The organism is Acaryochloris marina MBIC11017 (assembly GCF_000018105.1).
GTDB lineage: Bacteria > Cyanobacteriota > Cyanobacteriia > Thermosynechococcales > Thermosynechococcaceae > Acaryochloris > Acaryochloris marina.
This window is the reverse complement of the sequence record NC_009925.1, coordinates 3,433,251-3,445,205: the sequence shown is the minus strand read 5'-3', so window position 1 is coordinate 3,445,205 and position 11,955 is coordinate 3,433,251. Positions and strand designations below refer to the sequence as shown.

Below are 11,955 nucleotides of genomic sequence, written 5' to 3'. Positions count from 1 at the left end.
AATTGAACATAAGGTAAGCTCTTATCTCTTTACTCTAAAGGAGGCGGAGCAGCTGGAGCTGGGGCAGAAACTGGAGCAGGCGGTGGTACATAAGCTGGAGCCGGAGCGGGCGGTACGTAGGCCGGGACTGGGGCAGAAACTGGAGCAGGTGGTACATAAGCTGGAGCTGGAGCAGGTGGCACATAAGCCGGAACTGGGGCTGGTGCCGGAGCGGGCGGTACATAGGCCGGGACTGGAGGTGGGGCAGGGGCCGGAACCGGAGCGGATACTGGAGCCGGAGCAGGTGCAGCAACTGGAGCCGGAGCCGGAGCTGGCACTGGAGCGGGGGCTGCTGCTGGTGCGGAGGCTGGAGTCGGAGCCGGTACTGGAGCAGAGGCTGGCGCAGCAGCTGGAGCCGGAGCAGCAACTGGAGCGGGGGCCGGAGTCGATATAGGAGCTGGAGCTGATGCCGGAGAGGGAGTTCTCGGAACACTCACTGGCGTATCTGCTGGTCTAACGGGGGCTGCTGTTGGAGCGGGGGCTGCTGCTGGTGCTGGAGCTGGAGCCTGCTGCCTCGCTCGACGAGCTTTAGCGGCGGCTCGCTCTTGAGCCCGCTGCTGGGATAATGCTCGATTCTTACGAGCTTGTTCCCGCTCTTTGGCTGTCAAATCATTCGATTCAAACCGTATTTTGATGGGCTTACTTCGTCTGCCCTCTGGCACAGATTTCAGCTGCTTCTTAACCTGCTTGAAGAATTTCTTTTTATCTTTCTCTATCGCCTTATCCAGGGCTGGATCGCCTGTCGACCGCTCTAGCTGCAAGTCAACCAGCTTGCCATTTTTATAAACCGGAATAAACCGCTCTGCTAATCCTGCGGTCGTTTTCGATTTCGCGTCTTTTTTATACCCGATACCCAGTTTCTTTGAGCGTCCTTTTTGCTTAGCTTTTTTGGGCTTGAGGGGGGCTTTCGGTTGAGTGTTTACTGCTGTTTTCTTCGGTCCCTCGGACGGTCTGGCTTTTCCTCGCCTGGGCTTGGACCGAGACGGTTTGCCTTTGGATGTCTTGCTTTTCGAGGTCCCTGATGTTTTGGTGGTCGATTTGGCTGCTGTTTTCTCTGTTGATGAGCCAGCAGGTTTATCTGCTCCAGTTTTTACTGGTGTCTGAGATGGAGCATCTCCTTCTGATGTGGAGGACGTGGGTTCAGACTGCTCAGATGTTTCGGCTGTGGAAGGGTATTCCTCTGGGGCTTCACTGGTCTCGGGTTCTTCTGTTGGCGTTTCAGATGGCTCAGTTGCTTCTGGAGATTCGGGTTCTTCCAGAGGTTCTGGGAGTTCTTCAGGCTCTGGAATCGATGGCTCTGGCACTGAATTCAATGCCACAGGTTCTGGTAGATCTGCGACAAACTCGGCGGCGTCGGGAGCTACCGGCTCTGGTTCTTCGAACTCTTCTAGAATCGGATCTTCTTCTTCAATTTCTTCTTCTGGTGCGTCTACGACGGCAATTTCAATGGCATCTTCCTCAGCTAGATCAATCTCTTCAGAGGAGGGTAAACCGACACTAATTCCGAAAAACAAAGAGTGCAACACTAGGGACCCTGGCAAAGTACATGCCAGAACGGTGCGGACAAAGCGCTCTTCATTCTCTTTATTAGTGCTAGAGAACGGATTGAGACTCATGTGGATAACTGAGAATATATCGGTTTAAACGATACACAATATTCTTAGTAAATGAAAGTTATCTATGAACTTTATCAAGGTAAATAAAATTCTCAAGATCTACTAAAAATAGAGTTTTTCAGGAAAATTTGGGCAATTTACTTCTTTATCCCATCAATAAGGAATTTCTATTTATGACTTGACATCCTTTTACTTACTTGACAATCTATATCATTAAAGATACGGTCTCATCTATGGCCGATTGTGCCGATATCTCTAATGAACTAGATGGCTTAGGTTCAGCAAGGGTGATTGCTGTATCAGGGTCTCAGTTGTGAGTCTTCACAGGATTAGCGCGTCTTAGAGCCAGTGCCGGTTTCGGTCACATCAATCGGTCTTCCCTATCGCAGTATGGAGTGGTATACATACATGCAATTTGGCCAAATCATTACGGCGGGGGGAATTGTAATGCTCCCTCTCATGGTATTTTCACTAATTGCTACGGCTCTGGTGATTGAGCGATTGATCTTTTGGACCAGGCTTAATCGCAATCAACTGCGAATCGTTAAGCGGACGCTGCAGCTCTATCGGCTTGATAATGTTTATGATGCGTTGGGGTATGTGCAGGAGCAGGCAAAGTATCCCATAGCGCGCATTTTCTTAGCAGCTCTATCGTTAGAGGAGCCCACACCGGATGAATTCCGTTTGGCGTTGGAGAGTGAAGCCCAAGCTGAGCTACCCACGCTAAAGCGGTTTACCACGGTGTTTGACACCATTATTAGTATTGCCCCTTTACTGGGACTCTTGGGAACGGTATTGGGTCTGATCAACTCCTTCTCTTCACTGGATATGGGCAATATCGGGGGGAGTGAAACAGCAGGAGTAACGGGGGGAATTAGTACAGCCTTAATCTCAACAGCTGCAGGGTTGATTGTGGCGATTTCAACACTTATTTTCGCCAATGCATTTCGCAGTTTATACCAGCGCCAGTTGGCTTTTATTCAAGAGCATGGGGGACAGCTGGAGTTGCTGTATCGTCACCGCTATGAACGAGGCAGGGTGAATCATGCGCTTACCCGATGATCCAAGTCCATCGGCTCAAATCAATATTGTGCCGATGATTGATGTTATTTTTGCCATTCTGTCCTTTTTTATCATTGCCACGTTATTCCTCAACCGCAGTGATGCCTTACCTGTTAATTTGCCCCAGGCAAAAACAGTAAAACCACAGCTATCGACGAAGGTGACGGTCACCATTGGTGAGACGGGGGATTTAGCACTCAACCGAGAACCGATCCAGCTGGATGCTCTAGTAACAGAAGTTCAAGACTTAACGGAAACAACCGAAAAGGTCGTAGTGATCATCCATGCGGATGAGCAAGTGGGGCATGGCCGCGTTGTGACGGTGATGGATCGCATTCGCGAAATTGAAGGCGCAAAGCTGGCCATTGCCGCCACAAAGAAACCATGACGACTACCGGATCACGCCACAACCAGCGTGTCAGAGGCCAAAAAATGGGCCAGATGATAGGCTCGCTCTTCTGTCTCAAGCAGCATCTGCTCATATAGATAGCGAGTGCCGCGATCTCCGAGACTTTCTGCCTGGGACGCTTGGCTACGAAGCAGTTTGATCACAGCCTGTTCAGCAGCTAGGTCATGCTCCACCATGGTTCGACAGTTATACACACCATCTGCTTCGGGTTCAAAACAACATAGCTCCGCTAGCTTGCTAAAACTAGCGGCGGGTACCCCTCCTAAACCATTTAGACGTTCGCCAAGATCATGAACATGGCTTTTGGTGGCATCCCCACACTCTTGGAAAAAGTTGTGGAGCTGGTAAAACTCAGCCCCTTCGACAACAAAATGATGCTTTTGATATTGCAAATACAACGCCTGAAAACTAGCCAGGGCAGTATTCATACCCTCGCAAATCGGTTCAGTAGCAGACCGATCCAGCAAGACTGGATTGTCAGCTATCTGGCCGAAAGGTTGAACTACAGCAGTAGACATAATATTCCTCTCTCAGAAAATGGCACGTGCAGGCAGACATCTCTTTTTCTCTGGAATTGAGATGCCTGTGGGCGTTTGGCTTCAAGCTTTGCCTTTAAAGGTAACGTTTTCCCCTCTCAAAAGGTTTAAATCTGCTATCTCTTAACCTCCTTGGATGACTATGACTCGATTTCATGCCTCAGCTTTCTCTCTAGCCTTACTCCTTACAGGTGCTGGTATGCTTAATGCTCAGCCAGTCTTGTCCCAAGTTGAAGATAAACCGTTAGACATAACAAAACAGTCAAACCAAACACGCTGTTTGTTAACCTCAGATGACTGTCCCCTGGATGTCACTGCTGATGTCACGACTGGAGTAGAACCAACCGTCCCAACGGTTATTACGGCTGAGGGTATTCCTGACATTACAGAAATAGAGTTGCCCATATCAGATGCCCAACTCTTATCTCAAGAGAGTCCTGATGAAGCCGATCTCCCTGCTGCAGAAGAGGAGGCAGCGCCGACTGACACCGTGGATGAAGAAGTAGAGCTGGAAATTACAGTGACTGGCACGCGGACGCCACGGGCCATTCAACTCTCTCCAGCCAATGTCACTGTCATCAAAGCGGAGGAGCTACAGCGTCAGTTAGGCCAAGATATTCGGGATTTAATCCGCTATGAGCCAGGGGTAAGCGTGAATGAAGATGAGACCTATGGCGCAACGGATTACAACATTCGCGGTTTAGAACGCAATCGAATTTTGCTGCAGGTGGATGGGATTCGACTCCCCACCTTTTTTGAATTTGGCAGTTCGATTTTAGGGCGCGATTTTGTCGATGTGGGTTCAGTACAGACGACGGAAATTATTCGAGGCCCCGCCTCTGCGCTCTATGGGAGTGATGCCTTAGGAGGGGTGGTCAGCTACCTAACCCCAGACCCCAGTGACCTATTGGCATTAACAGATCGCGATTACTACATTAGCGGGTCTACCCAGTTTCGAAGTTCAAATTCCGGGTTTTCGGGTACGGGCACCGTTGCCTTTCGGGCCACGGACAATCTGTCTGGATTAGTGCGCTTTACCCATCGCGAAAACACCGAGCGGGATAATAATGCCGAGGATCGATTTGAAGATCCGTTTTTCGGGGTGACCAATAATGTATTGGGCAAGCTGGAATTTAAGATCAATGACTATAATACCGTCCTGCTTACAGGTGAATATTTCAATGAAGCGGGTGACTTCGATACAGCAGTCGATAATCTTAACCTCCCCTTAGCCTTTCCTGGCATAACGATTCTGAGCGATGATACCGATACGGAAACGACGCGATCGCGCTTTAGTATCGCTTACAAATTTGACAATCCTGAAAGTGAAAGTTTCTTACAATTTGGTCGAGTCCAGTTCTACTATCAGGAATCGGATTACCAAGAAACCCGCACTAGAAATGATATTTTTGCCAATCCCTTTGTGCCACCACCCTTTACTCCGCCCCCAGCCCGACGGTTTCGAGAGTTAAATAACCTGTTCGTTGAAGACATTATTGGTGGCGATATCCAGTTGCGGAGTGATTTTCGCACGGGCAGCGTCGCTCATAAACTCACCTATGGATTAGATATTTCTAGCACCTTTAACCAACGGATTCGAGATGGACAGCGCATTAACTTAGATACGGGTGCCGTCTCCAACCGAGTTGGACCGGATGCGTTTCCAATCAAAGACTTTCCTGATTCCGACACCCTGCGTATCGGAGTTTATCTACAAGATGAAATTGAATTTGGCGAAGGCCGATTTACGGTTATTCCAGGACTGCGCTTTGACTACTACAGTCTGACAACCCAACCGGATGCTCTCTTCTTCAATAATCCTGGTGCTGAGGCGACTGACTTAAATGATTCGGCCCTGTCTCCCAGCTTAGGCTTGGTCTACAAGGTCACTCCAGAAATTGCCTTAGTCGGTCGATATGCTCGGGGGTTTCGGGGACCCAACTACATTGAAATCAATAGCGGTTTTTCTAACCCAGAAAGCGGATATCGCACCATTTCTAACCCTAATCTAGAGCCAGAAACCAGTCATACCTTTGAACTAGGGGTTAAAGGAGCCTTTCCACGGGGTACCTTTGGCGTGACCGGGTTCTACAGCATCTATGACAATTTTATCTTTGGGGCTGCGGAAGGTAGCACCGCAGGCACAGAACCTGCAGGATGTTTCCCACCCTTTACGCCAGGATGTGTGCAGGTATTTCAATCTCAAAATCTGGAGCAGGTCCGTATTTATGGAATTGAAGCTCAAGGGGAATATCGTTTCAGCTCCGAGCCCCATGGATTCCGAATCTTTGGGGGGCTAGCCTGGATTATTGGCGATGATGATCAAAATAATCAGCCTTTGGAAACTGTGAATCCCTTTGAAGCGGTTGTGGGATTAGGGTATCGAGCGCCAGAAGATCAATGGGGGGCAGAGTTGATTGGTACCTTTGTGGGTACTGCTCGTGTAGATTCCGAACCAGAAGATTTTATTCCGGGAGGGTTTGCAGTGGTTGACTTGACGGGTTTTGTCAAAGTTACCCCGAACCTCAGTCTCCGAGGCGGAATCTACAATATATTCGATGCGGAATATGTGCGCTATGCGGATGCCCGCAGACTCAATAATGAAACGAACAATACCACCACCGATCCGACGTTTGGTCAGCGGCGGGCTCGCATTACCCAACCTGGCATTAATTTCGGGGTTGGCCTGACGTTTGAATTCTAGGCATATGGCACTTTTTCTGAAGGCAGCAGAGTTCACCCAGCTTTGTCAGCAGGGTCAAATAGAGTCTTCGTCTAGCACCGGATTAGATCGCTCAACTCTGCTGCCCAGAAGCTTAGGCCAAGGTACCTATCGCCAGTTGCACCTGCGCGGTGGCTTAACCATTGAAATTCGGGAGGGGGTCTTACAAGAAACTCTCCGAATTGAGCAAATCCATGAGCCCGAATTTCCGTTAACCTCTAAATTTTTTCTGGCTGGATCGGCCAGGGTGGAGACACCTGGCATTCAAGGCATTCAGCCAGATTATTGGGAGCGAAAAGGGTTTAACTATCTATATCACCTGCCAGACTTAGAAGAAATTGAGGAGTGGCATGGGGGAGAAGCCATTCACCTAGTCATGATTTATGCCAATACCGATTACTTTCACTTTCTACAGGATGATCAGACACTTCCCACCCCCTTACGCAATATTTTTCATGGCCGACAGGCGCAGCATCGCTTCCACCAGTCCTTAGGCCCAATCTCTCCCAAAATGGAGCAGTTGCTTCAACAGGTGGTGGACTGTCCTTACACAGGTGCAACCCAAGCCTTATATGTTGAAAGTAAAGCATTAGAGTTGCTCACGCTGCAGTTAGAAACTTGGAAGCAGCAGTATCTAAATGTACCTACCTTACGAAAAGATGATATCGAACGTTTGCACCAGGCGCGGGATCTGTTGATTCAACAATCGGATAATCCTCCTCTCTTAATTGATTTAGCCCATCAAGTGGGATTGAACGATCGCAAGTTAAAACAAGGTTTTCGCCAACTGTTCGGCACGACTGTTTTTGGGTATTTACAGGACTATCGGATGAGACAAGCAAAGCAACTTTTGGCAGATGCCAACTTGTCCATTGCTTCCGTGGCCTTGTCCGTGGGCTACCGCAATCCTGAAGCTTTTAGCACGGCCTTTCGCCGTAAATTTTCTGTGAGTCCTAAAGCGTATCAGCTGAGTGTTAGAAGCTAGAACATTATTGTTAGGCCATATTTCCTAGTGACACAAAACGTGTCTGCTTACTCTCTAAATGTCATCTTTCAACTGTTCTACGATTTGGTGAGTAGAGAGTACAGCAATGCGGGTTGTTCGAAAGTCTTTAGGATTACGAGTAATGATTGCGTCTAAATTCTGTGCTTCGGCACAGGCAATTTGTACAGCATCTTCAAAATCGGCAAGACCAGATTTGAGAGCTATTTCAAGGATTGAATAATCAACTGGACAAATCTCTAATAGCGAAAGGGTTGTGATGAGGAGTTGCTTGGCTTCCTCTAGACTCTGAGTTTGTCGTCTACAGATATAAAAGATGTCGGTAATGCTTGATGCTGTCACAAAACCTGCGACTTGCTCATCGGCGATCGCATCAAATAGCTTGCATACATCCTCAAAAAATGGCTTTCGTTCCAGAAAAAAGTCGAGAATGATGTTTGTATCCAGTAGCACCCTCACGCAAGATATTTCTCCACCAATCGTTCGTCTCGCATTGACTCAAGGTCAGTATCTGAAGGTACCGACTGCCCAGGACGATGGAGACAACCTTGTAGCTGACTCACTAATGCATGGCGGTCAATGGGGGGTTTTTGTTTTGTTTTTAGAGTGCGCATCAACCTGTCTAGCAATACCAATTGTTCTTCAGCCGACAATTGGTCAATAGCTTGCTGTATTTCTTGTAATGTCATGGCAATTGCAAGGCAAGAAGTTTAAATCACAATTTTAGTCTATGCCTACGTATGAGTTCCTACCGACAAGGCACACCAAAGACCTGATCTTTGCTAGCCAAGCAATCGTGTCATTCATCACCGAAACAGTTTGGATTTTAATAAAGTCCGGATCGCAAAGAAAAAAGTCCGGATCGCAAAGATGGTGAGAAAATTGCTCCCCTATGATTCCTAGTTAATAACGACTCTGTGGGCGAAGCAATCATGTCTAAGCGGTATAAAAAATTGGCTCAGCAGGCGATGTTGCCTGAATTGCTAGCCTACGGCCTCTCTTCTGTGATTGCTACCTTGGGCCTTTTAGCTCCGCTTCCCGTTCGGGCTGAACAGGCTGCTGGAGTACCTGAGACTCCAGATATCGACCTCGCGAAACTCTCTACGCCCCCTTCTGCCCAACCTGCTACTAGTGTTAAGGAATGGCAGGCCCAGATTGAGGCATCCATTGTTGAGATTACGGCTGTGCGAGTAGAACCCAGTCCTGAGGGTCTCAATATTATTTTGGAATCTGAGACAGGACAGCTTAGTATTCCCACCCCCACCACCGAGGGAAATCGTCTGAGTGCTGTGATTCCCAATGCCGTACTGGCCTTGCCAGAAGACCCCAGCTTTGAGCAAGCTAATCCAACGCCTGAGATTACGCAAATTAGCATCACGAACCAGGCCGATGATCAGGTGCAAGTCGTGATTACAGGAGCCAATTCAGCTCCCACAGCGACGGTTAGCAATGCAGACTCAGGACTCACCTTTTCTATTGCCTCAGAATCGGCACCCGATACCTTGGCAGAAGATGAAGATGTGGAAATTACCGTGACGGCTAATCCTGAAGAAGGTTATGCTCCACCTAATGCCAGCATAGGGACACGGACCGATTCGCCCATTCGAGATGTTCCCCAATCTATTCAAGTCATTCCCAAGCAGATCATTGAAGATCAGCAGGCAATTGGCGTCGAAGAGGTAGTGGAGAATGTGGGTGGCGTCACCTTTTTAGGGAATAACGATGGTCGCGGACTGAATTTTTCCATTCGTGGCTTTGATAACGTTCCTGTCTTGCAAAATGGATTTCGGCTGTTTGGCGATAATTCCGTTGAACCTGAAATTGCGAACTTAGAGCGAGTAGAAGTTCTAAAAGGGCCGGCCTCAGTTTTGTTTGGGCAGTCAGAACCCGGTGGACTGATTAATTTGGTCCGCAAGAAACCCTTATCGGAACCTTTCTATAAGCTACAAATCCAAGGCGGTAACCGAGGGTTTGTCAGTCCCAGTGTCGATCTATCCGGTCCCTTGGATAAAGACGGTAATTTGCTGTACCGCCTCAACGCCCTTTATCGCCGCGAAGATAGTTTTCGGGACTATACGACTAGTTTTGATCGTTTTTTCGTAGGGCCTTCTTTAACATGGAACATCAGTGATCAAACGGATGTGACCTTTAGCCTGGAATACATCAAGGAGGATAATCCCGCCGACTTTGGAACCCTGGCTTTTGGCAATGGCATTGCTAATATCCCACCCTCACGGGTCACCAATAACCCTGAAGATACGATAGATAAAACCTACTTGAAAGTGGGTTATGGCCTAGAACACCGCTTTAATGGCAAGTGGAAACTTCGCAATGAGTTTAGCTATATCTATGACAAAAATGATTACGGTATACTCGCTTTGCCCTTTGCCCTAGATGAACCGACAGGAACATTAACACGAGTTTTTGCGGCTCAGTTTAATGAGAACAACTTTTTCAATCTGAATACCAGTCTTCAGGGGGAATTTGAGACAGGCTCGATTAGGCACAATATCGTCGCCGGGATTGATCTATCCCGTGCAGACAACAATGGAGCAACGAGATTTTCTCCCACCCCTGAATTTTTCAGTTTTCTCGATATTTTTAATCCTGTATACGACCCCAAACCTGCATTTGATACGGTGCCGATTGCCTTTGGTAATGACAATTCGGTCAATCGGTTGGGAGTTTACCTGCAAGATCAAATCTACCTGCTAGATAACCTAATCTTAGTGGGAGGTATTCGCTACGATATCGTCGACCGCTCTAATATCAGCATTGTGACGGGGGTCGAAGACACTCAGGTGGACGAAGCGTTTAGCCCTCGGGTTGGCCTGGTCTTTCAACCGACGGATTATCTGGCCCTGTATGCCAACTACTCCAAATCCTTTAACCCCACCTTTGAAACGGATGATTTGGGAGAACTTTTAGATGCAGAGCGGGGAGAAGGGTTTGAAGTTGGTATTAAGGCGGAGTTGATCAAAGACCGATTGTCAGCCACCCTTGCCTTTTTTGATATCACTAAATCAAATGTCGCCACCGCCGATCCTGTTGTCCCTTTTGCTGTCATCACTACAGGGGAACAAAATAGCCGGGGGATTGATTTTGATATCTCAGGTGAAATTTTGCCGGGCTGGAATGTGATTGCCTCCTATGCTTATATTGATGCCAAAATCACCCAAGACAATACCTTCCCCATCGGCAATGACTTGATCGGTGTCCCTGAACATAGTGCTAGCCTCTGGACGACTTACGAAGTCCAATCTGGGGATGCCCAGGGACTAGGATTTGGGGTGGGCTTTAATTTTGTGGGTGATCGGGCTGGCGATCTGGAGGACAGCTTTAGGGCCGATAGCTATTTCTTGACGAATGCTGCAATTTTCTATCGGCGTGACAAGTGGGATTTTAGAATCAACATTGACAACCTATTCGATGTTAATTTTATCCGCTCAGTGAATGGGGGGAGAGCTAGAGGCATCTACCCAGGGGAGCCATTCACTATTCGAGGATCTATCTCTGTAGAGTTGTAATGAGCATCGTTTTCCAGTCTCTATGCCTTGCACTACTCATCGGTGCTTTAACCGTAGCCTGTGGCAAGGCGGATAACCGACCCGAAGCATTTACTCCAAGCGATTGTGAACGCATTAAGCATGATGGAGGTGAAACTGAGATTTGTGGGCAACCCCAAACCATTGTTGCTATTGGCCCCAGCGTTTTAGAGTTGCTATTGGCTTTGGATATACAGCCTGTAGGCTATGCAGATTACTATGCCCTGCCGTTTACAGACTTTGACCAACCGCAATCCCAAATTCCTTATTTGGGGGAACGGCTAAAGGGCCAGGTCAAAAAAGTGGGCACTTGGAACAGTCCTTCCTTGGAAGCCATTTTGAAACTCAAGCCGGACCTAATTGTCGGGAGTACTCTAGCGCATCAGGGGCAGTACTCACTGTTATCTCAAGCTGCTCCCACACTGCTGTTTTCCTATGGGGTCAAAGAGGAATGGAAGGCCCAGCTTCGCAGGTTAGCTGAGGTATTGGGCCGTACTGAAAAGGCAGAGCAGGTGATTGTTACTCACAACCAATTGGTGGCTGAGACTCGCAAACAACTACAGCTTGCTGTCCAAAAATATCCGCAAGTCTTGTTGTTGGCATCTGAGCAACTGGACCAAGAGCTGGCGATTGAGAATAGCGACAGTCGCTGTGGTGGACTCCTTGAAAATCTAGGGTTTAGGGTACTAACGCCTAAAAATATTGATACAGGGACACGCGGGGTTAACAATATTTCCCTTGAGTTATTGCCAGAGTTAAAATCTGACTGGATCTTTTTCCTAGCCTGGAATAGTGATTTTAGCGATGCGGGATCGGATCTGGAAGGGCAGCAGATCTCAGCGGTGAAACAGCAGTGGCAGAAGAATGCGATCGCACAATCGTTACCCGCCAGCAAATCGAACCAAGTGTACTTCCACAGTGCCTATGTCTGTCGCGCCCTACCGGGTCCCATTGGCACCGAGCTGTTACTCAAACAATTGCAAGCTGATTTACTGCAGGCAGTAAATTCTCCCACTCAATAAG

10 protein-coding genes are annotated in these 11,955 nt (G+C 48.1%); 6 read left to right on the top strand and 4 right to left on the bottom strand.

The window, feature by feature from the left end:
- Window positions 1-29: 29 nt before the first annotated feature.
- Entirely contained in the window at window positions 30-1,655 is a 1,626-nt protein-coding gene (locus AM1_RS15450) for a hypothetical protein (RefSeq protein ID WP_012163806.1), read from the bottom strand.
- A gap of 408 nt (window positions 1,656-2,063) precedes the next feature.
- Between AM1_RS15450 and AM1_RS15445 the strand changes: the two genes are divergently transcribed.
- Entirely contained in the window at window positions 2,064-2,717 is a 654-nt protein-coding gene (locus AM1_RS15445; RefSeq protein ID WP_012163804.1) for a MotA/TolQ/ExbB proton channel family protein, read from the top strand.
- Entirely contained in the window at window positions 2,701-3,105 is a 405-nt protein-coding gene (locus AM1_RS15440) for an ExbD/TolR family protein (protein WP_012163803.1), read from the top strand. The genes AM1_RS15445 and AM1_RS15440 overlap by 17 nt, the downstream gene beginning before the upstream one ends.
- 11 nt (window positions 3,106-3,116) lie before the next feature.
- Here the strand turns inward: AM1_RS15440 and AM1_RS15435 are convergent, their stop codons facing one another.
- Complete coding sequence (locus AM1_RS15435) at window positions 3,117-3,644, bottom strand: DNA starvation/stress protection protein DpsA (protein ID WP_012163802.1); 528 nt, start codon at window positions 3,642-3,644, stop codon at window positions 3,117-3,119.
- Between the two features lie 160 nt (window positions 3,645-3,804).
- Here AM1_RS15435 and AM1_RS15430 point away from each other — a divergent pair, with 160 nt between their 5' ends.
- Both AM1_RS15430 and AM1_RS15425 read left to right on the top strand, forming a co-directional pair.
- Window positions 3,805-6,366 carry a TonB-dependent hemoglobin/transferrin/lactoferrin family receptor gene (locus AM1_RS15430; protein WP_063710526.1) on the top strand — a complete coding sequence of 854 codons (2,562 nt, stop codon included), beginning with the start codon at window positions 3,805-3,807 and terminating at the stop codon, window positions 6,364-6,366.
- 4 nt (window positions 6,367-6,370) lie between these two features.
- Window positions 6,371-7,369 (top strand): helix-turn-helix transcriptional regulator, encoded by a 999-nt coding sequence (locus tag AM1_RS15425; RefSeq protein WP_012163799.1) that lies wholly within the window; start codon window positions 6,371-6,373, stop codon window positions 7,367-7,369.
- A 54-nt stretch (window positions 7,370-7,423) separates the two neighbouring features.
- Here AM1_RS15425 and AM1_RS15420 read toward each other — a convergent pair whose 3' ends face one another.
- Together AM1_RS15420 and AM1_RS15415 are read right to left on the bottom strand one after the other, a co-directional pair.
- Window positions 7,424-7,846: a type II toxin-antitoxin system VapC family toxin gene (locus AM1_RS15420; protein WP_012163798.1), complete on the bottom strand. Its 423-nt coding sequence runs from the start codon at window positions 7,844-7,846 to the stop codon at window positions 7,424-7,426.
- A complete protein-coding gene (locus AM1_RS15415) occupies window positions 7,843-8,076 on the bottom strand; it encodes a hypothetical protein (RefSeq protein ID WP_012163797.1) in 234 nt (77 codons plus the stop codon). The genes AM1_RS15420 and AM1_RS15415 overlap by 4 nt, the downstream gene beginning before the upstream one ends.
- 243 nt (window positions 8,077-8,319) lie before the next feature.
- Here AM1_RS15415 and AM1_RS15410 point away from each other — a divergent pair, with 243 nt between their 5' ends.
- Entirely contained in the window at window positions 8,320-10,914 is a 2,595-nt protein-coding gene (locus AM1_RS15410) for a TonB-dependent siderophore receptor (protein ID WP_012163796.1), read from the top strand.
- Window positions 10,914-11,954: an ABC transporter substrate-binding protein gene (locus AM1_RS15405; protein ID WP_012163795.1), complete on the top strand. Its 1,041-nt coding sequence runs from the start codon at window positions 10,914-10,916 to the stop codon at window positions 11,952-11,954. The genes AM1_RS15410 and AM1_RS15405 overlap by 1 nt, the downstream gene beginning before the upstream one ends.
- Window position 11,955: the final 1 nt, after the last annotated feature.